The sequence below is a fragment of the Brevibacillus halotolerans genome, from assembly GCF_026891775.1.
GTDB classification, from domain to species: domain Bacteria; phylum Bacillota; class Bacilli; order Brevibacillales; family Brevibacillaceae; genus Brevibacillus_B; species Brevibacillus_B halotolerans.
The window spans coordinates 165,725-186,838 of the sequence record NZ_JAPTNK010000004.1; the positions used below are offsets into that span (position 1 = coordinate 165,725).

Annotated in this window: 18 protein-coding genes; 4 read left to right on the top strand and 14 right to left on the bottom strand. The window is 41.7% G+C overall.

Going from position 1 to position 21,114, the window contains the following annotated elements:
- Positions 1-181 precede the first annotated feature (181 nt).
- The 5 genes from O0550_RS07880 to speE all read right to left on the bottom strand — a co-directional run bounded on the left by O0550_RS07880 (position 182) and on the right by speE (position 4,461).
- Positions 182-1,615 carry a sigma-54 interaction domain-containing protein gene (locus tag O0550_RS07880; protein ID WP_258426039.1) on the bottom strand — a complete coding sequence of 478 codons (1,434 nt, stop codon included), beginning with the start codon at positions 1,613-1,615 and terminating at the stop codon, positions 182-184.
- A 112-nt stretch (positions 1,616-1,727) separates the two neighbouring features.
- Entirely contained in the window at positions 1,728-2,117 is a 390-nt protein-coding gene (locus O0550_RS07885; RefSeq protein WP_258419842.1) for a hypothetical protein, read from the bottom strand.
- A gap of 15 nt (positions 2,118-2,132) precedes the next feature.
- Positions 2,133-2,549 (bottom strand): YwiB family protein, encoded by a 417-nt coding sequence (locus O0550_RS07890; RefSeq protein WP_003342252.1) that lies wholly within the window; start codon positions 2,547-2,549, stop codon positions 2,133-2,135.
- A 197-nt stretch (positions 2,550-2,746) separates the two neighbouring features.
- Positions 2,747-3,616: an agmatinase gene (gene speB, locus O0550_RS07895; RefSeq protein ID WP_003342250.1), complete on the bottom strand. Its 870-nt coding sequence runs from the start codon at positions 3,614-3,616 to the stop codon at positions 2,747-2,749.
- An 11-nt stretch (positions 3,617-3,627) separates the two neighbouring features.
- A complete protein-coding gene (speE, locus tag O0550_RS07900) occupies positions 3,628-4,461 on the bottom strand; it encodes a polyamine aminopropyltransferase (protein WP_003342247.1) in 834 nt (277 codons plus the stop codon).
- Positions 4,462-4,792: 331 nt separating this feature from the next.
- Here speE and O0550_RS07905 point away from each other — a divergent pair, with 331 nt between their 5' ends.
- Positions 4,793-6,835, top strand: a complete 2,043-nt coding sequence (locus O0550_RS07905; RefSeq protein ID WP_258425981.1) for a transglycosylase domain-containing protein — start codon at positions 4,793-4,795, stop codon at positions 6,833-6,835.
- A gap of 149 nt (positions 6,836-6,984) precedes the next feature.
- Here O0550_RS07905 and O0550_RS07910 read toward each other — a convergent pair whose 3' ends face one another.
- From O0550_RS07910 to O0550_RS07935, 6 genes are all read right to left on the bottom strand, one after another.
- On the bottom strand, positions 6,985-7,260 hold the full coding sequence (locus O0550_RS07910; protein WP_003334194.1) for a hypothetical protein: 276 nt from the start codon (positions 7,258-7,260) through the stop codon (positions 6,985-6,987).
- Positions 7,261-7,465: 205 nt separating this feature from the next.
- Positions 7,466-7,981, bottom strand: coding sequence for a YwhD family protein (locus O0550_RS07915; RefSeq protein ID WP_096886452.1), 516 nt, complete (start codon positions 7,979-7,981; stop codon positions 7,466-7,468).
- Between the two features lie 165 nt (positions 7,982-8,146).
- Entirely contained in the window at positions 8,147-8,656 is a 510-nt protein-coding gene (locus O0550_RS07920; protein ID WP_022586129.1) for a YwgA family protein, read from the bottom strand.
- Positions 8,649-9,947 carry an HD domain-containing protein gene (locus tag O0550_RS07925; RefSeq protein ID WP_035318615.1) on the bottom strand — a complete coding sequence of 433 codons (1,299 nt, stop codon included), beginning with the start codon at positions 9,945-9,947 and terminating at the stop codon, positions 8,649-8,651. Before O0550_RS07925 ends, O0550_RS07920 begins: the two co-directional genes overlap by 8 nt.
- Positions 9,948-9,999: 52 nt before the next feature.
- On the bottom strand, positions 10,000-10,938 hold the full coding sequence (locus tag O0550_RS07930; RefSeq protein ID WP_003342235.1) for an RluA family pseudouridine synthase: 939 nt from the start codon (positions 10,936-10,938) through the stop codon (positions 10,000-10,002).
- A gap of 207 nt (positions 10,939-11,145) precedes the next feature.
- The gene (locus O0550_RS07935; RefSeq protein ID WP_003342233.1) at positions 11,146-12,258 is read right to left on the bottom strand and encodes an aminopeptidase; all 1,113 of its coding nucleotides are present in this window, start codon (positions 12,256-12,258) and stop codon (positions 11,146-11,148) included.
- A 205-nt stretch (positions 12,259-12,463) separates the two neighbouring features.
- On the opposite strand from O0550_RS07935, the gene O0550_RS07940 reads away from it, so the two are divergent.
- Together O0550_RS07940 and O0550_RS07945 are read left to right on the top strand one after the other, a co-directional pair.
- A complete protein-coding gene (locus O0550_RS07940; protein ID WP_258425982.1) occupies positions 12,464-12,946 on the top strand; it encodes a TspO/MBR family protein in 483 nt (160 codons plus the stop codon).
- Between the two features lie 400 nt (positions 12,947-13,346).
- Positions 13,347-14,597 carry an MDR family MFS transporter gene (locus O0550_RS07945; RefSeq protein WP_101669311.1) on the top strand — a complete coding sequence of 417 codons (1,251 nt, stop codon included), beginning with the start codon at positions 13,347-13,349 and terminating at the stop codon, positions 14,595-14,597.
- 161 nt (positions 14,598-14,758) lie between these two features.
- On the opposite strand, the gene O0550_RS07950 is transcribed toward O0550_RS07945, so the two are convergent.
- Positions 14,759-17,623, bottom strand: a complete 2,865-nt coding sequence (locus O0550_RS07950) for a DUF4855 domain-containing protein (RefSeq protein WP_258425983.1) — start codon at positions 17,621-17,623, stop codon at positions 14,759-14,761.
- A gap of 65 nt (positions 17,624-17,688) precedes the next feature.
- Entirely contained in the window at positions 17,689-18,864 is a 1,176-nt protein-coding gene (locus tag O0550_RS07955) for a THUMP domain-containing class I SAM-dependent RNA methyltransferase (protein WP_096886446.1), read from the bottom strand.
- A gap of 225 nt (positions 18,865-19,089) precedes the next feature.
- On the opposite strand from O0550_RS07955, the gene mutM reads away from it, so the two are divergent.
- Complete coding sequence (gene mutM, locus O0550_RS07960; protein WP_258425984.1) at positions 19,090-19,899, top strand: bifunctional DNA-formamidopyrimidine glycosylase/DNA-(apurinic or apyrimidinic site) lyase; 810 nt, start codon at positions 19,090-19,092, stop codon at positions 19,897-19,899.
- A 69-nt stretch (positions 19,900-19,968) separates the two neighbouring features.
- On the opposite strand, the gene O0550_RS07965 is transcribed toward mutM, so the two are convergent.
- On the bottom strand, positions 19,969-20,967 hold the full coding sequence (locus O0550_RS07965) for an ABC transporter substrate-binding protein (RefSeq protein ID WP_258425985.1): 999 nt from the start codon (positions 20,965-20,967) through the stop codon (positions 19,969-19,971).
- Positions 20,968-21,114 lie beyond the last annotated feature (147 nt).

A 21,114-nucleotide genomic window follows, 5' to 3' on the forward strand; every position in this document is an offset into this window, starting at 1 on the left:
ATGCAAGGAGGATGCCAATTTCGATAGAATATTTAATATTTTCAGAATCAGATGATATTTGCAGTGTATTTGCAGGCTTTTAAGCGTTTTGGGCACGCCTGGTTTGCCTACAGCCACTTTACCGGATTATTTATTGTGCCAGCTTTTCGGCAAGGTCGGGTTGAATGATTTGTATTCCAAGTCAATCTGACTTCTTATCATCTGGTTTCTCTTTTTGTTGGGCCAATTTATACTGTAGGGTTTGTCGAGGGATTCCTAATTGTTTTGCGGCTTGCAGAATATTTCCTTTCGTTTGCTCCAATGCCATTTGAATGAAATGCTTTTCTGTTTGTCTTAGAACATCTCGTAAGGTCCCATCCATAGGAATTGAGGTTTTCATAGTGAATCGGCTTTCACTTTCCTGAGATACCACTCCTAGCTCATTCATTCTTTTCAAAAAGGATAAAGGAAGGTCTTCAACTGTAATCCATTCGCCTTCAGTAACATTCATGGCAGCTTCAATCATATGCTCTAGCTCCCGAATGTTACCCGGCCACGTACATCGCTTGAATAAAGTCCATACCTCTTGATCCAAGCCTTTCACCTGTAGCTCAAACATATTGTTATACTTCTGCACAAAATGCTCTACTAAAAGGGGCAAATCCTCTGGGCGTTTGTGCAATGGTGGAAGCCAAAAGGAAACAACATTTAAGCGATAATATAGGTCAGCTCGCAATCCTTTGCTTTCCACCACTTTTTCTGGCACTTCATTGGTAGCCGCAATCACTCTCACATCTACCTGCATTGATCCCGTTCCGCCTACTCTTCGTATCTGACCATCCTGTAATACACGCAATAATTTAGCTTGTAGCTCAAGTGGCATACTGTTTATTTCATCTAGGAATAACGTACCCCCATTGGCTACTTCAAACAAACCTGGACGATCATCTGCTCCGGTAAAACTCCCCTTAGTTGTACCGAAGAGAATTCCTTCTAATAGGGAGGCGGGTAGGGCAGCACAGTTTTGGGCAATAAACGGACGCTTCCTTCGCGGGGATGCTCGATGGATCGATTGTACCAGCAACTCTTTACCTGTCCCTGTTTCTCCATAAATCAGTATTGGTGAGGTGGTCCGCGCAGCTTTTAACGCTATCTGTTTCACCCGCTTCAGCTCGGGGTTATGCGTTAAGATATCCGAGAATTCATAAAACACCTGATCGGACACAAGTGGCTTCACTTGCTTTTTTCGTCCACTTTGGACTTGAACCTGTAGGTCCACTAGCTGCTCCGACAGCTCCCTTAGTTTCTTCATATCTTTAGCTACCTCAACTGCGCCAACGAGCCGATCGTCTACACGAACTGGTAACGTAGTGTTGATTGTTTCCACCTGTACGCCTCGCCAATTGGTATAGCGTTGCGTGCGATTATACATGGGCTTTCCGGTTTGGATGACATTTAACAAGGTGCTGGATTCGCTATCTAAGGAAGGAAAGACTTGCAACAACGGTTTACCCAGCACCTCCTCTTGCGTTAACCCATCCAGTCTGGCAGCGATGTGATTGTACATGATCGTAATACCCTGAGCGTCAACCACATGGATGCCTTCATCAATTGCTCCTAAAATTGCGCTTAACATCTCCACTGTCTCCGATTTTGGTAATGTACTCACAACATCCCTCCTAATCAGACTGCCAAAAACTAGTCACTGTGCTAAAAAACCGGCACTACGCATCTACAAAAGCTGCTCTCTATCGCTCAATTTGATACGTTAAAAATACCGTATACAACAAATGACCAAAAAACCACAACAAGATATTACTTGCTGAATAAACACCTTGGCTTAGATACGTAAAGGGAAAGAATAAAAGAAGAAATGCCACATTCCACAGGGTTACATAGATGACAATCTTTTTCCCGTTTCCCTTTGGATAAAAGTAAATAAACGCAAAGGCAACGATAACCGAAATCACCAAATGAATGAGATAGGCTAGTAAGGGAGGGGTATTTTCCATCCCTGGAATATAAGTAATATCTAATAATACCTGAAATGTGCTTGTTTGAAACAATCCATCTCCAATTGCCAGAAAAGCTGATAATAACAAGCCAGAAAATAGCCCATTAATGAGGGAAAAAACCATACACACTGCCCCTTTCTACTCCCATGCAATTTTCATGTCCCATTCGAATTCTCCAACATATTGTCCACTTAGCCACAATTGATAAGCAATCAACACATGAACAGGCTTCTCACTTTGATACGTGACTTTATATGTTCGAGTGTGGGTATGCATTTGCATATTTCCATAGGGACTGCTATATAGGCTGTCTGTCCCTTTTCCCTTTTCAAATATTTGCTTCATTTGCAAGCTACCTTGACGTAGTAATTGTGTGCTATCGGGGTTAATCCGAACAATATTGGAGACCTCTCCTGCTCCCTCTATCTCTTCTTTATAATGCAGAAACCAAGAAGAATTACGCAGGGATGCTTTACCCGACATTTGTAAATCTGTCTTGTCGATTTGACCTTCTGCCTTTTGTATGATTGATAACGATAATTGAACCTCTTGCATTCCGAGACCTCACTTTTATTTGTCACTGTAGTATTTGTTAGTTTACTTTCCCTTTATTATAGGATAGTTTACCTTCTCGCTTCCAATTTTTCTGACCAAGCGAGAGCGATTTCGTATAGAAAATGAAAAAGGCAAGAAAGCACTCTGCCTCCTTGCCTTTTTCTACGTAATATCCAGTATCCAAATGATAATAGCGACTATTTTACAAAGCTTAATATCATTTCACGGAGTATTTTAGAAGCAACAATCTGTGTCATCTCACTATGATCGTACACGGGTGCTACTTCCACTAAATCAAATCCGACCACATTGGCTCCGTTGTTAGCCATAAAATGAATCGTATCTAGTAATTCACGAGATGTGATACCGCCAGCCTCTGTTGTACCTGTACCAGGAGCAGCAGAAGGGTCTAGCACGTCAATATCAATCGTTAAGTAGATAGGGCGATTTCCAATGGTAGGAAGCACCTGTTTAACAGGCTCCAATACATCGTATTTGTATAAATGCATATTTTCCTTTGCCCAATCAAACTCTTCCTTCATCCCGCTACGGATTCCGAACGAATAAACGTTTTTTCCTCCAAGCAAATTGCACGCCTTTTTAATTGGCGTTGAATGGGAGTACTCGTAGCCCTCATAGTTATCTCGAAGATCGGTATGGGCATCAAAGTGGAAGATAACCAAGTCCTTATACTTCTCGTGCATGGCTTGAATCACTGGCCATGTAACCAAGTGTTCACCGCCCATACCTACAGGGATTTTATTATCCGCTAATACTTTCGCAACGAACTCGCGAATAGCTTGGAGACTGCCTTCTACATTTCCAAAAGGTAATGGAATGTCCCCTGCATCAAAATACTTCACATCCTCTAATAGCCTGTCCAAATAAGGACTGTATTCTTCTAAGCCAATAGAGACCTCGCGAATACGTGAAGGGCCGAAACGGGAGCCTGGACGAAAGCTAACTGTCCAATCCATCGGCATGCCATAAATGACTGCTTGGCTCTCCTCATAGTTTTGATGACTACGAATAAACACGTTGCCAGAATAAGCTTCATCAAAACGCATCTCACTACCCCCTAGTCGCGAGTCAGTTCAGCTACAAAGTTAGGAAGCTGGAACACTGCTTTATGAATATCTTTGTTATAGTATTTGGTATCCATGTCTTTAATTGTAGATGGATCTACTTCTAATGGATCATATTTTTTGGAAGCAATGGTAAAGCTCCACAGACCTGATGGGTATGTTGGAATGCTTGCTGTATACAAACGAGTCACTGGGAAAATAGACGATAGGTCTTTAAATACTCGTTTAATCAATTCACGATTGAACCAAGGTGATTCTGTCTGAGCAACCATGATTCCGTCTGGTTTTAGCGCATCGGCGATTCCCTGATAAAAGCCTTTTTCAAACAGTCCCACTGCTGGACCAACCGGTTCGGTAGAGTCAACCATGATTACATCATATTCACCTTTGTGATCATGAATATGTTTAATTCCATCGATAACTTGCACATCGACACGCGGATTTCCCATTAAATCTTTCGCAATCTCTGGGAAATATTTTTTGGAGGCTTCAATAACTCCGCCGTCAATCTCAGCTAGTACAGCTTTTTCTACGGAAGCATGCTTAACGATTTCACGAATAGCTCCTCCGTCTCCTCCGCCCACAACTAATACTTTTTTAGGATTAGGGTGGGTGTTAAGAGCAATGTGAGTAATCATTTCATGGTAAACAAATTCATCAACATCGGTAGTCATAACCATACCGTCAAGTACAAGCATACGTCCAAATTGATTGGTATGGATAATATCCAACTGTTGAAAATCCGTTTTCTCACTATATAGAGTCTCGGAGATCTTTGTAGTAATTCCGTGATTTTCCGTTTGCTTCTCAGTGTACCATAGTTCCATGTTCATAATGTAATGAAGCCTCCTTTTTAACCGAATCATTTCATGTTGATGGGCGATGTAATGAAGATCACATAATGCATCAACAAAATGAATTATAGAGGGTACCCCCCAAAAAGCAAGTATTTTTTGTCTTTTTATCCGATATTTTTCTTACTTCACTGCTTTTTCAGAACAGATCGCCTATTTGTAAAAGGACTACCAGTGATGTGCAAAACCTTAACGGAACAGGTAATACCGGCTTTATATAGTATGAAAATATGCTGATTTACCTATACTATCTATTAGGATTTTTCCTAGTATTACCAAACTATGCAGAAAGGACGTGTCTTTCATGGAAGTCATCCGCGAGCATCCATTACTTCGTTGGCTTAGGCGGGTCAGGCTTTTTATAAAAATTCTAGGTCTGACTATGCTGGCGGCTGCATTATCCATCCTATTTCTGGTCTTATATTTACGTTCTCAGCCAATGCCCGCCACAGTTATTCATCAAACTTCAACCATCTACGCAGGCAACGGAGAAGTTATAGATAGTATTCACAGAGGAGAAAATCGTTATGTCGTCACACTCGACAATGTTTCCCCTTATTTAGTGCAAGCTACTCTTTCCATCGAGGATCGTTACTTTTATCAGCATATGGGCATTGATCTAAAACGGACTGCAAAAGCAGCTTACGTCAACATTGTCGAAATGAACAAAGCTCAAGGGGCCAGCACGATTACACAGCAGCTAGCTCGCAATCTGTATTTGAGTCATGAGAAAACCTGGACTCGCAAGGCAAAAGAAGCCTTACTCACCCTACAGCTAGAGCTTAATTACACAAAAGATGAAATTTTAGCAATGTACATGAATCAAATCTATTATGGACATTCTGCCTATGGTGCAGAGGCCGCCGCGGGAACCTATTTTGGCAAAAAAGCGAAGGATTTAACGCTTGCAGAAAGCTCTATGCTAGCAGGAATTCCAAAGGGGCCTACCTATTATTCCCCGATTACGAATTTTGATAATGCGAAAAAGCGTCAAAAATTAATCCTAGCGGCTATGCACCGTGACGGTTACATTTCCGAAAAACAAATGCGGGAGGCTTACGAGCAGAAATTAACATTTCGTTCACCTAAGGAAGTACAAAAAGCTTCGATAGCCCCATATTTTCGGGACTATATTCTCACTTTAGCCAAGGATAAGTATGGAATCAGTGAAGAGGCTGTTCAGAACGGCGGATTAAAAATTTACACCACCTTAGACGTTGCAATCCAAAAGAAAGCGGAAGAAGCTATTCGTAAACACATGCCTAAAAATAATCAAGAATTACAGATAGCTCTAGTAGCCATTGATCCCAAAACGGGCTTCATTAAAGGAATGGTAGGTGGCCGCGATTATAAAAAAAGCCAATTCAATCGTGTATTGAGCAAACGACAGCCTGGTTCTACCTTTAAACCAATTATGTATTTATCAGCTTTAGATAATGGGTTTACTCCTTTAACGTTGATGAAAAGCGAGCCAACTGTCTTCACTTACGAAAATGGAAAGGAATACGTTCCTAGTAATTATGGTAATAAATTTACGAATACCTTTATTACGATGCAAGAAGCCATCGCTACATCAGATAATATTTATGCTGTTAAAACAATTAACCAATTAACACCACAAAAAATAGTAGATGAAGCCAAAAAATTAGGGATAACTAGCCCTCTACAGGCTGTACCTTCTCTAGCTTTGGGAACATCGCCTATCTCCCCTTTGGAATTAACAGCAGCTTACAGTACCATCGCAAATAATGGGTCGTACATTACACCAGTAGCGATTTTAAAAATCATGGATAATACAGGTGCCATTTTAGCTGAGGATTCCTCTGCCCATGTCCCTGTAGCAGATCCGAGTAGCTCATATGTGTTAAATCAGATGATGCAGACTGTTTTTAGCGATACGCGCGGCACAGCTCACCGTGTTGCAGGCCAATTAAACCGTCCCGTTGCTGGGAAAACAGGCTCCACTGACTATGACTCCTGGATAGGCGGATTTACACCCCAGCTCGTAACCAGCGTTTGGACAGGCTATGATGAAGGGAAGAAGATTGACCCGATTAAGGATGCCCGTCTAGCGGCTCCGCTTTGGGCGGAATTCATGGAAAGTGCTCTCGATAATCAACCCCCTAGCCAATTTAATGCTCCTACCGGTGTCGTATCAGTTTACATCGACCCAGTCACCAAAAAATTGGCTACCCAGAACTGCCCGCATGCGCAAGTTATGTATTTTAAGGCAGGAACGGAGCCTCATGATTACTGTTCCGAGCATATTCCTGAGCAAGCAATACCCGATCCCAAACCACCTGAAAAAGAAAAGAAATCGTTGTGGAACAAATTATGGGGCAGATAACATGTCAGCTTTATGAAAAAGGGCTACCGTAGATCACTATTGTGATTAGGTACCCCTTTTTTCTTGCGCTTTTTGTTCATTCATGCAGCTTGTTATTACGCTGGAAATCATATCTGCGCCTGGCTTTGACATATTTCTATTTCGTTATCTTATTGCTCCCCGCCGCCAATAACACCATTTCCATCAGTAAAAACGTGGTCGTTATAAACCGTAATAAGCCCGTTTTTTTCCAATTTATCCAGCACTTCAAAAAGACTTTCTCGCTTTCCTGCCGGTAGCCTATTAATAAATTTATTAATCTCTTGCGGTGGTACATTATTGCGGAAATGCACTCCACCATGTTTGACAAAATGATCATTCTGATGATCCAAGGCATTCTCCCCCTCTGAGAAGATAAAGTATTGATATGCCTTCTTAGTGTGCATCCCTAATGCTAATTCATAACCTGCAAATTAAGACAAACAGGGAGTGACATAATGTCGCTCCCTGTTTGCTGACCTAGTGCTTTTTATATACAAATCTAAGTTTACTCTTTTTTGGTTTCTTCGTACAATTCTTTTGCTAGTTGTTCACACAGCGTTCATTTTTTCCTAATAAAAACCAGATTTTCAACTAGCGCCCATGTACAAACTATGCTTGTGTTTCTAAGCCCTGCTTAAGTTCTTCAGCAGAGTTTGCCCACATGTCTGCATTGTGTTCCATCAGTAATTTGCGCAATGCTGCTTTTTCGACTTCTCCTAGCTCACTTACCATGATTTTGCGCTTCATAGCAGCATCCATACGGTTAACGTGATCTACCAATAGCTTGTATCCACGGCGGGCTTCACGGTCAATCTCCATATAACAAGCAGTTACACCTGCATAGTAAGGTCCCTCTTCTTTGCGGTCGATGGTAACCCAAACAAGCCAGTACGGCTTTCCGTTTGGAACATCTTCCTTATTCGTAGAAAATTTAATGCCTCGTTCAACAGCACTCTTGGCATGCAACGCTCCCATGTCAATGTAGGCATCATTTTCTTCAACATCAATAATGACAGAGGAAACATGACTTAAATCAAGCACTCCTTGACCAAATCCGCCATGAACATCTGTCTTTTTACTCACAATGGTAAAGCCGTTATTTTTTTTATTATCAAATAAATTCATGTTATCACCAACCCCTAAAAAGATCTTCTGTCTATTCTACCCTGAAAACTTATACTCGTGCAATTTTTGGGGCGCATGGATAAATGATGTGGGACAAAAAAATCTCGTTCACACATAAGCGTAAACGAGATGGTCATACTAGCAGACTCCAGAATGCTATACCCTTTAATGCTGCAAGCTAATTTGTCTGCATTCGTCGAGAAAAGCAAGTCCCTTTTGTACTTCCTCTTCTGTATAGCGCTGTTTGCTTTTTAATGTAAAGACTTTAACCAGCATTTCCTCATAGGATAAGTGCTCAAAATAAAGAATGGTGGACACCAATTCAAGAAAACGGGAATTTTCTTCATTTAAACGTTTAATCAGACGCTCTCCTACCCCTAGGTCTACATCATGATAACGCAAAAAATCCTTTCCCAATTCGTTTAAGGAGTAACGATATACTTCGATCGCTCCCTTGCTTTCATGTTGTTCGTTCAACAGCCCAAAGCTACACAACTCATCTACGCGCAATGTCAGTTCTTCGGAATAAGGCCCGAACATATGAAACTCAAATCTTTCCTCAAAATCCACCTGCATTTTTTTAGAGATATACACCATTTTTTGCAGTTTCTTTCTTCCTGTTACTTCACCAAGGACCTCCACTAGCCGCATTATTTTGGCGTGCCCTCTATGCATCCGACATCACTACTCCTAGTCGTTCTTTAATCTTTTGGGCAAGTTCAGCAGGCAGCGATTCTATCAGATCAGCAGGATAATAAAGCTTATAATCAAATCTCCGCTTCCCACAAACCGCTTCTACAATCTCTGACATCGTTGATAATTCCGCTTGCTCACCGTTTGGTTTGACTAACATAATAGAAATCCGTTCTTGTTCTTTCCCAGGGCGATAATAATCATAGGGCAAATCGGATGTAGAATCAACTTCTACATAATAGTCGGGATCAATTCCCGCTTCTTGAAACAATTCCCTGATCTCATATTCCGTTCGGAAATTTCTAGGATTATATTCGACGTATTGCAGAAGATTCCTGTCTAAAAATCGTGAACATAAATCAGATAATATAGAATCTCGCTCATTTCGCCACTGATGCATGTAGAAATAAACAATAGATTCATCCAGCATCAGATAGTCCTTCAATTGGATACGATCACAGAAAAACGGCAGGAAATGTGTCGGCTCTAATTGAAAACGGTAATCACGATGGAATAATTCCTTCGCACGTTTGAAAATTTTATGTAGAACAACCTCTGCACTTCGCGTCACCGGGTGAAAATACACCTGCCAGTACATTTGATAGCGTGACATGATATAGTCTTCCACTGCATGCATCCCACTCGATTTAATCACTACTCCATCCTCAGAGGGTCGCATTACACGCAGAATGCGCTCTATGTCAAAATTACCGTAATTGACTCCGGTATAATAAGCATCTCGCAACAAATAATCCATTCGGTCTGCATCTATCTGACTGGAAATAAGGGAGACAATCAGTTTATTCTCATACGTTTTTGCGATCACCTCCGCAACCTTTCTAGGAAAGGTATCGCTAACCGTACGTAAAATTTGATTAATGCCTGTCCTGCCCATAATGATTTTTCTCGTCCATTCCTCATGGTCAAACCGAAATACCTTTTCAAAGGAGTGTGAAAAAGGACCATGTCCAACATCGTGCAGTAAAGCCGCACAAAGGCACAGGAGCTTTTCTTCGTAAGGAAGATTAACTCTGCCCTCGAAGGTCTCTAGGATGCGTCTCATAATTTCATAGACGCCCAGCGAGTGATTGAATCGGCTATGCTCACCGCCATGGAAGGTAAAATAACTCGTCCCAAGCTGTCTGATACGTCTTAGTCGTTGGAATTCTGGTGAATCAATTAGCTCCCAAATGACCTTCTCCCTGACATGCACATAGCGATGAACAGGGTCTTTAAACACCTTTTCCTCATCTAATAGCCTCTGCACTACCATGCTCTACACCTCCACCCTTCCCCATCGTATTTATTTTGCACATGCATCATCTTTATAGCATAAAATTTGGGAGAAAAAACCTATCCTCCACAAAGCGCTTCATCTTTGGTGGCATAGGTGCCTTAATCTCAAGGAGCTCTTCTGTCACTGGATGCTTAAAACAAAGCTGATAGGCATGCAACGCTTGATTGGAAAAGCCCATTCGAGAACCTCGGTACAGGGTATCCCCAACCAATGGATGTCCCATGTATTCAAAATGCACACGAATTTGGTGAGTTCTTCCTGTGTCTAATGTAATATCGACTAAGCTAACCTCGTCATTTGAAGCCAACACCTTGTAATGAGTAACCGCTTCTTCACCCTTTGGATGTACCTGACGCTTTACTTTATGCATAGGATCGCGCTTGATCGGTTCTGCTATTGTGCCCGATTCTGGTTGCATGCGACCAGTTACGAAAGCAACGTAATTCCGCTCTATACTTCCCTCCCTTATCAGCTTATCTGCTAGCTGATGAGCATAGGAACTCTTCGCGATTAAAATAGTGCCTGAAGTCTCGCGATCTAGGCGATGAACGGTATGGGGCATAATCGACTTGCCTTGTTTATGCCAATAAAGGACAAGTTGGTTTAGTAAAGTATCATGCTGATCCTCACGAATAGGATGTGTAGTCATACCTGTTGGTTTATTGACAACAATAAAATACTCGTCCTCATACAAAACTTCCAATTGAATTTCAAATGGCGCTGGCGGTAACATGACTAACGCTTCCTGCTCACGTTTATCATCAAAAATGCGTACAGAAATCACATCACCAGCCTTGACCTGCCTTTTAAGAAAAGGGACCTTGCGATTTACCAGTATTCCTTTACTCCGTGTCAGGCGTTGCAGCATACGTCCAGAGACCGACATTTTTTGTCGTACGATCTCCTCCACAGTCATTCCTTTTTCCTGATCGTCTACAGTGTGATCCAACCATCTTTTCATTGTCATAGCTAGTTTTTTCTCCGTTCTACAGTTTCTACGCTTCATTGTAACGAAAAGCGAGATCGGATGCCACTTTAGAGAGGAGAAGCTGGTTCTATCAAGGGAATATTGATATAGGTTATCTCCATTCATCTCAAGCAAAAAAGCCTGGCATCACCAGACTTTTTTTCGTTCTTATCTTGAATATGGGTTTCATTCGCTCTTTTGATTGGCTTAGGATTTTAAAGCATCTGGATTAAGACCTTGTAATGTATCCAGCACAAATAGTCCATCTTTACGGATTAACACATCATCAAACCAAATTTCACCGCCACCGTATTCCGGACGTTGAATGGTTACCATATCCCAATGCACGATGCTTCGATTGCCATTATCAGCATCTTCATAGGCCTGACCCGGAGTAAAGTGGAAGCTACCTGCGATTTTCTCGTCAAATAAAATATCATTCATCGGATGCAGCACATACGGATTTACACCGATGGCAAATTCTCCAATATAGCGAGCTCCTTCGTCAGTATCAAGAATTTCATTGAGCTTCTTGGTATTATTGGAACTCGCTTCTACAATCTTTCCATTCTCAAAACGCAAGGTAATATTCTCAAATTTAGTCCCCATATATTGTGTCGTCGCATTGTGAGTAAGTACACCGTTGACCGAATCACGCACAGGAGCAGTGAAAATCTCTCCATCTGGAATATTATTTTCTCCCGCACAAATCACGTTTGGAATTCCTTTGATGGAAAAGGTCAAATCGGTTCCTGGCCCGACTAATCGTACTTTATCCGTCTTATTCATCAGTTGTTGCAGGGGCAGGAATGCATCATGCATCTTTCGGTAATCTGTTATACAGACATCAAAGAAGAAATCTTCAAATGCCTCAGTCGACATATTCGCATTTTGCGCCATAGAGGGTGTAGGATAATTAAGCAGAACCCAACGAGTATTAGCGATCATGTAATCACTAAGTGGCTTTAGCACCCTGTAATGCTCCTGACGCTTATCATTTGGCACATCAGACATTTCGCTGTCATTATCAACCCCGTTAATAATGATGGTTGCATGCTGATCCCTGACGCGTTCTTCAGACCATTTCCTTAGATATTCTGCCCGCTCGGCACTAGCATTCATCATTAACTCCCTTTGAATACGTGTATCCATTATCTCCACATAAGGATAGGCGCCGATAGCATATGCCTCTTTTATCAGCTCCCGAGCTAGATCATGCCCGTTTCCACGGACTTCAATATTTAAAACTTCCTTTTCCTTCAAACCCACAGAATAGTGCAATAAATTATAAGCCAATTTTTTTAATCGTGGATCTTGCACGATGAGACTCCTCCAGTCCGTTCCCATTGGGATTTATTACAAATTGTAGCATAGACACTTCTCTTTGTGTTTTTGATTAAAAATATTTTATCAAAACGCCTTAGTCCATCTATGATGTTCATCTTGCAATCAGAAATAATAAGCATGGACGACAAAATCAATAATAAACTAAGTACTAGCTTATAAGAAAAGGGGGTAGTTTTACATGACGCAGCAAAAGCCAAGTCTATTATCCTCCATCATATTATTCCTCGTCATAATAGCTCTTTTTTCGCTGTCAGGTATTCTTTTTCCAAGTGACCTAATCTGGTATAACACCCTTGCAGAGCCTGATTGGCTTCCCTCAAGCAACTTGATTGCTATCATATGGTTTGTATTATACGCACTGATTGCTCTTGCAGTCGTTGTATTACAAAAAACCATTGGGTTAGATAACCTAAACCACTCTTGGTATCTGTTATTTGTGATTAACTACGTGATCAATCAAGCTTATACCTTTGTCCTGTCTATTCAGAAGGATTTGTCGTTAGCCTTTTATGATTGTCTGGCTACCGCAATATCGACCCTACTCTTGCTATTGTACACAGGCAAATACTCTCGTTGGGCAGCACTGTTACTTATTCCGTATCTTGTTTGGTCCTGCCTAACTACGTATATGTCATGGGTTATTTATCAAATCAATCTCTAGAAACCTGTCTTGCACATCCTTATAAAACCTGTTAGAATTTCATTTATCAAAAAATACCGAAAATAAAGGGGCATGTAACCAATGAAATTCATCAGTAAAGAAAATTATAGCCATCTAATCTAATCCAGCAAAGACAAAAGGTAATCTATTCTTTTTGTCATGCTTGATTAAGGTCGGCTTTCTTCTTTACTGATGGAATTTATGGTTATCGGCCCCGTTTCTTTACGAAAGAAGCGGCATTTATGCGATAAGCTTGTATGTTCGGCAAGCTTTTCAGCATATAGTCGCTTTTTTGATAAACAGTAACATTCTAACAGGACCATAAACCACTTCTTTTTCAGACGGGAAAGAAGGAAGCCAGCATGTATGTAAGTCAGAAAACACGTTGGAGGTGCAGCGCATGAGCTGGCTATCTTGGGATGTAAATTTAAAGGTTCGTCTGATCGGAGAAACCTTATTTTCTATCTTTTTATGGATGTTCTTACCCTTCATGGCTCTGTTTTTCAGTGAAACGTTTGGTAAAAGTACTGCTGGGGTATTATTAATCATTCCCCCGTTACTTAGTGTTGTCATAAGCTTAATTGGTGGTCGTATTTCTGATAAACTGGGGCGTCGTCCCGTTATGCTATTTTCTGTGGCGTTTGAGGTTCTCATGTTCCTGTTATTTTTTCTATCCTCTTCACCTTGGATGATGTACCTTGCTTTTGTCGGACTGAATCTGAGTGCCTCTTTATACCAACCAGCTAGCGAAGCTATGATCGCAGATTTGACCAACGAGGAAGATCGCAATTTTGTGTTTGCCATGTTTTACACAGCTATGAATTTAGGGGTTGTTATCGGCCCTTTGCTGGGAGCCTTTTTCTTTGTAAATTACCGTAATGAGCTTATGCTAGCCTGTATGATTGTGACTGCTATTCTATTTGTTGTCTACTTTTTCGTCTTAAAAGAGACTAAGCCGTCAGCACCTCAAACTAGCTCAGATGTAGTCGATTCAGCACCCAGTTGGAAAAAAGAATGGCAATCCTTTCAGGTTATTTTTCGTGACAAGGTTTTTTCTCTTTACTTGCTAGCGGGGGTCTTTGTGTTTATCGCTTTTTCCCAGATGGATCTTTACATGGCGATTTATATAAAGGAACATGTGTTACATCAACCGTTGATATGGTGGGGAGATTGGACCTATTCTCTAGGGGGAACATCCTTTTTTGGCTGGATGATGGCCTTGAATGGATTCATGGTAGTGACGCTAACAGCAGCGATGACACGCTGGATTAGTGCGTGGAGCGATCAAAAAGCATTTGTGATTGCATCTTTTCTGGGTGGGATCGGCTTTTTCATGATGGCTTTTAGTAAAAATATCTGGTTCTTGCTCTTCTGTATGGCTGTTCTCACAATTGGAGAGCTGATCCGTACTCCAATCGCTCTAGGCTTCGTTAGTAAACTAGCCCCTGAACACCAACGCGGGCAGTATATGGGTGCCTCCACGCTACAATTTACGATTGGGCGCATCCTAGCACCACTGCTCGTTACTTTATCTAATTGGTTTGGTCCGCTAGTCATTTTCGGAATTATTTTTGGTGTAACAATTCTTAGTATCCTTTGCTATCAAAAAATGTTCACCATAATGGAGCGTGCAAAATCGGTCCAGGCCTAAATGCTTTGTTATAACCTTGCTCAAAAAATCAGGCCCCTGCTTCTCAACTTACGTGAGCGGCAGGGGCCTGTCAGCGTCTACATTTCAACACATGTCGTTATTCTTTTGTTTCAGCCTTATCATGATTTTCCGTTTTTTGGTCATTGACTGGTTTCTCAGATTCAGCTTTCTGATCCCTTTTGATCAGCTTTTTCTCCAGATTCATCCTTAGTAGCAGGATTTGCATCCCCCGTTGTTTGCTTTTGATCCTCTGGCTTCGTAGTAGGAGTTGGCACTACCTCAGGAACAAGGAATTCTTTCATATCAAACTTGCCCTTCATCCACTTGTACGTATCATCATAAATCTTTCTGGCTTGCTGCTCCTTACTGCGGTAAGCCATCAACAGATTTTTAGAACCGAAATAATACGCATGGATTTTGTCCTTATCAATTCCGATTTTATGACCGGCAATGAGTTGATTGTAGTAGGTACGATAGAGACGCATATCGCGTAAGAATTTCTCGTCTCCCTCGATCTCTACACCCATTCCATATTTATTAGCTACATCTAAGGTAAGCTGAACCCGTTCTATAGGTACTTCATTTGCCTGATAATAGTTCGGCTGAAGGAAAGCATAATCAAACCCAAGATTTTTCCATTCCTCTAAACCTGGAGCGCCATAATACGGAATCCAGTAGAAACGGAATCCATGGTAATGAACCATGTCGGCAACGTTGCGAATCAACTCGCGTTCTTTCGGTGCCGCGTCATCTACAAGCTCTTGGAACCAGTAGATTCCTTCTAGCTTCAGATACTTATACTCTGATTGGTACCAGCGATTAATCAGCTTATCCTTGTACCAGGTAATGGCTGCTAAGCGGTTTTTATAGGCTTGCTCTTGCCCTACCTTAGCAGGGTCAAAGGATAGAGACGGCCCATTTTCCTCCAGCTTACCCCAATCGCTCACCTTTGGAGAAGGATAAGGCAAGGTTAGTACCACTTTTTCCTTCTTCGTATTTAGTACAAGAGAATTACGTCGTTTATTCATTTCAAACATAGCTGTGTTTAAGGCATCCAATTGGCGACCCGGTTCGAATAGATTGTCCATATACTTCTCCCAGTCAGCCTTTGTTTCCGTCATGTTCGGAAACGGAAGGAACAACATGGTATCAAACATTTGATCAGGAATGGAACCATCTGGCTCAATATAGCCCGCCATCGGTAAAAAGTCGTCTTTCGACCAGCTACCACGGTCGTCATATGCCCCATGGTATACCAATAGCATATCTTTTACCCGGTCATCTGCCTTATTATCTTCAATAGGTGTGCTTGTTTTGCTTAAAGGAAAGGAGATGAGCTTAGCCTGTGCAGGCTCTGCTTCATGTCCATATACTTTCAGTTGTTTAGCAAATGTGAACACTTTTACAGGAAAACGTACTCGAACATACTGTGCATCCAATTCCGGTAAGCTAATGCGCAGGGTACGATCCAGTTTTTGTAATTCCCCAGGGGAAATAGCATGTGTAGCTTTACCCGCATAACCCCAAATTTTACCGTCCCGCGATACTTCCACCTCTAGCTCGGAAGGCAATGTAATCCCGCTTGTTTTCTCTTGTCTGAAAGTAAGCTCTACCATATCCAGCGTCTGTACCTTATGTAGATCAAGCGTTACTTCACGTCCCATTTGACGAAGATAGCCTGTCCAAACATCTGCCGGATCGGTCAATCCGCCAGATGGACCAGGGTATTTCTTCTCTGACTCATTAAATAAAGGGTCAGCAGGATCGAGTGATTTTACGGTTACCTGACTGTTACGGGCATAATTAATCCAGCCTTCTACTGGCTCTTCCTCTTTTTGTTCCTGTTTCTTTTCCTTAGCTGTATTGCTATTAACAGTTTCTGTCTCAGTTGCTACAGACTGGTTTGGCGTTTTTTGTTCGGAAGAAGCTTGGTCCGTTGATGATTTTTGCTCAACGTTTTGTTTCTTTTCATCTGCTTGCTTCGTATCATCAGCTTTAGATTCAGCAGGATTTGTCTTGGCTTCGTCTGTTTTTGCTGGATTCTCCGCTTTTTTCTCATCCTCAGCTATACCATGAGTTGTTACCTCTACTGGTATTTGGATGCTTTGATAACCAACCGTTACCGTTATAACTCCTTTACCTGCTGCTGTACCCGCTACGAATGTACCGTCCGCAGAAATATGGCCTAGCGCTTTATCGTCAAAAGCAAAAATCGGCGTAAATGGCAGTGGCTGATCTACCTCAGGCTTGACCTTGATTTGTTCAGTCATTCCAGTCATGATCTTGATGCTAGAGTGATTAACAGTAAAGTCTTTTCCATCAGCTTGTTTTTTTCGAAGCTCTACTAGGCGATCCACTAACACAACCGCATCGCCACGCGTTACCAATTTATCAGGCTGAAATGCTCCTTTATAAGGCGTCAGCCATCCTTGACGAACTGCTGCATAACTTGCCTCTTGTGCAAAGCCAGCTATCTTTTTTTCATCCAAAAAAGTAGCAGGATTCGCTTTTTTCTCGGTTGCTCCAATTGAAAGGTGCTGATTAACTCTCTCTAGCAGCACAGCTAGCTCCTGACGGGAAAGCGGTTCTTTGCCTCCCATACTACCGTCGGCTTTGCCTTTCATAATTCCATTATCAGCCAATGTAGAAGCATATGCTTGATACACACTATCTTTTGCAAGATCAGAGAATGTGCTTTCTGCATGCTCGCTTGGCAGCACTCCTAATGCACGGGACAATAGTACAATAAAATCCTGGCGGGATATTTGAGCATTTGGCCGAAATTCGGTAGCCGTCACCCCATTAATAACCTGCATGCTGGCAAGATGCTTAATTGCTTTTTCTGCATAGTGCCCTTTCGTATCAAGGAACTCACCATTCCCTAGATAAGCAGAAGAGGATGCCGGAATAGAAGCATTCCCCTCTTTTGCCGCAAAAGCTTGGGGTGTCATGAAGCCTGAGGTCAATAACAAGGCAGTAGCTGTTGCCACACTCATCAGCTTATGAGTAAAACCGTTTTTCCACATAAAAAAACAACCTCTCTCCTTACCTGAATCAATCTTTTCTATCTATTCAACCTTATATATGACGTTTATCTCTCTTGATCTGTTACATCCCCAGAATTAGCCCGTGGACGCGGTGGACGCGGCCCAAAGAACTGATAGTAATCCACACGCATGTTTCCATTAAATAGCTTGCGTTTTTTGCTGGCTTTCTTGCCAAAATATGATTCAAAATTTTCATCAGAGGTAATCACGTAAGAAGACCATGTATCTAACTTACTAAATACCTGCCCCATGTCACGATACAATCTTTCTACCGTGCGATAGTCGCTTAGACGCTCTCCGTATGGCGGATTGCAAATCAGGTAGCCATATTTCTTTTTGGAACTTAAATCTCTCATATCCATGCGTTGAAAGTGGATTGTGTCATCTATTCCAGCTTCCTCTGCATTCCGTCTCGCTATTTTAATAACCTCTTCATCAATATCGGTTCCTATAATTTCTAGTTGCCGATCGTATTGAGCCAAATCATGCGTCTCAGCACGCGCCTGACGCCATGTTGTCCGCGGAATAATCGGCCAGTTCTCCGAAACGAATTCTCTGTTCATACCAGGAGCAATATTTCTGCCAATCATAGCGGCTTCAATCGGAATCGTACCAGAGCCACAGAACGGATCAATCAATACACGATCTGGCTTCCAACGCGAAAGCATGATCAACGAAGCTGCCATCGTCTCCTTAATAGGAGCTGCTCCGATCCAATCACGATAGCCACGTTTATGTAAGCCTGCTCCACTGGTATCAATGGTTAGCGTCGCAATATCTTTTAATAACGCCACTTCAATTTTAAAAGTAGGACCATCTTCGTTAAACCAGCTTGTATGGTAGGTTCCCTTTAAGCTTTCTACAACTGCTTTCTTTACGATTGCCTGACAATCAGATACACTAAACAGCTCCGACTTTACTGATTTCCCCTCCACAGGAAAGTGTCCATTCTCTGGAATAAAATCAGACCAAGGCAATGCCTTTGTTTTTTCAAATAATTCATCAAAGCTGGTCGCTTTGAATTCACCAATTTTCAATCGGATGCGATCTGCCGTACGCAGCCATAAATTTGTACGCGGAATATCCGAAATATCAGCACGAAACATAACCTTTCCGTTTTCTACCGTTACATTCTCATACCCCATCCCGCGTACTTCTTCCGCTACTACTGCTTCTAAGCCAAATGCAGCGGTTGCGATCAAATCTACTTGATGTTTCATGTTTAGTCTCCTGTCTTTATGTATCTATTCACGAACTCGATATTTTGAAGTCAACTCGTCTCATTATAGTATATTTTTCCCCGAAAAACGAAAGGTTCTCCCTATCTTCCTCATTTTTCTTATGAAATTGAAACAGACTATTACTGCTGAAGGCTTCACGATATGGAGAAGGTAAACAGAGATTATAGATCTAGTATTACCACTCTTGTAAAAGGAGGAACTTCTATGCCAGAACTTCCAGAGATGGAGCATTATAGGGGCATGTTAAATCGCTACATCTTAGAGAAACCGATTCGACATGTCGAGGTAACACGGGAGAAAACCATCAATTGTCCTGTCACTTACTTCCAGCAGGCACTGCTGAATCAAACGATCACAACTGTTCAGCGCCGTGGTAAGTATCTATTATTTCATCTAAGCAACAACCAGGTTCTGTTGCTCCACCTCATGTTATCCGGATTTATGTACTGGGGTAGCGATGCTGATAAATTGGATCGGACGGCCCAGGTTACCCTGAGCTTTGATCAACATAAGCTTTTTTTCCATGGCCTGCGGCTCGGCTACTTACATATATACAAAGACGAGGGTATTTCTCAGCAGCTTGCTACACTTGGACCCGAACCGCTTATGCCGTTATTTACCGCAGCCACTCTGGCCAAATTGTTGAAAAAGAAACGAACCGTGTTAAAAAAAGCCCTTACCGATCAGCATGTTATTGCAGGCATTGGTAATTGTTATTCTGATGAAATTTGCTTTCAAGCAAGGCAGTTGCCTCTTAAAAATTGTCAGGAATTATCGCAAGCAGATATTCAAGCATTATCCCAAGCACTTCATGAGGTATTGACACGTGCCTTACAGCTAGGGGGTTATATGGAGTACCGATTTTATAAGAGTGATCGTCTCACCGGAGGATATAATCATCATTGCTTGGTCTATGACCGCCCCCAAGAGCCTTGTTTACGTTGTCAGACACCTATCGTCATGACTCGGTTAGCTTCCCGCAAGGTATTTTACTGCCCAAACTGCCAGCATTAGAAAAAAGGACTGATCATAAGCCTCTCAGGCTACTAGATCAGTCCTCTTTCTTTTACAATATGTTATTGTTTACCCTTCTACCAGATACTTATCAAATTCATCTAACAGCAGATTAGCTGCACGTACACCGCCTGCTATATTCCAGATGACATCATCTACTTTAAATACTTTGTTGTTCTTTGATACTTTAAGGTTTTTCCATAACGGATCATTTGTCCATTCTTGTTCTAGCTTGCTACCACTGTCATCTTTTACACCTTTATTGTACGTATAGTAGAACAAGATATCGCCATCTAATTCAGGCATGCGTTCTTTGGTAATTTCGGCTGCAAAATCATCTTTTTGCTGTGCTTTTGGTCTCGCAAAGCCTACTTCATTCAATAGCATTCCTGCAAAGGTTTGACTGTAGTAAATGCGAGTTTTGCCAGGCATAAAACGAACTAGGGATACTTCTGTTTTTAATTTATCCCCAGCTTTTGCACGCAGGTCTGCTACCTTTTTATCAAAATCGGCCATTACCTTATCGCCTTCTGCTTTCTTATGTAACGCTTCTGCATACAATTTAAAGTTGTTTTTCCATTCACCGCGCAATGTTTCTGCTAAAACAGTTGGGGCAACGGCACTTAGTTGATCATAAATCTTTTCATGACGCATTTTTACACCAAGAATGAGATCGGGTTTTAGAGCCGCAATTGCTTCAATATTAGGCTGTAGCTCATCACCGACATCTTTTACACCCTCCATATCTGCTTTGATATGATCATAGAAGGGTTGGTCCTTTTTATCCCAAGATTGTACAGCACCAACTGGCTTAATCCCTAGTTCGAGAACAGCTTCTGTACCTTCACGTGTCAAAACTACCACACGTTGGGGAGTTCCATTTACATTCGTTTCTCCCATTGCATGCTTCACCTTATAAGCTGTACCCTCTTGCTTTGTCTCACTAGGCTTAGCTTCTGTTGTAGCACTCTGCTGTTGACCGCATCCTACAACAAGCATCATAAGTAGCAAAACAGGCGCAGCAATCTTCATGAGACGTGAATGATGCACGATTTGTGAAATTTTCATCTGTTGTTCCCCCTAGAACTCTTGATAACGATTATCAATGTCGGATATAATCGTATATGCCAGAATACAATGTGTCAACAAGGGAAAACATTTCCTTACACGTTTTGAACTTTCAAAAAATGATTATGTTGAACAACTGTCATCTGA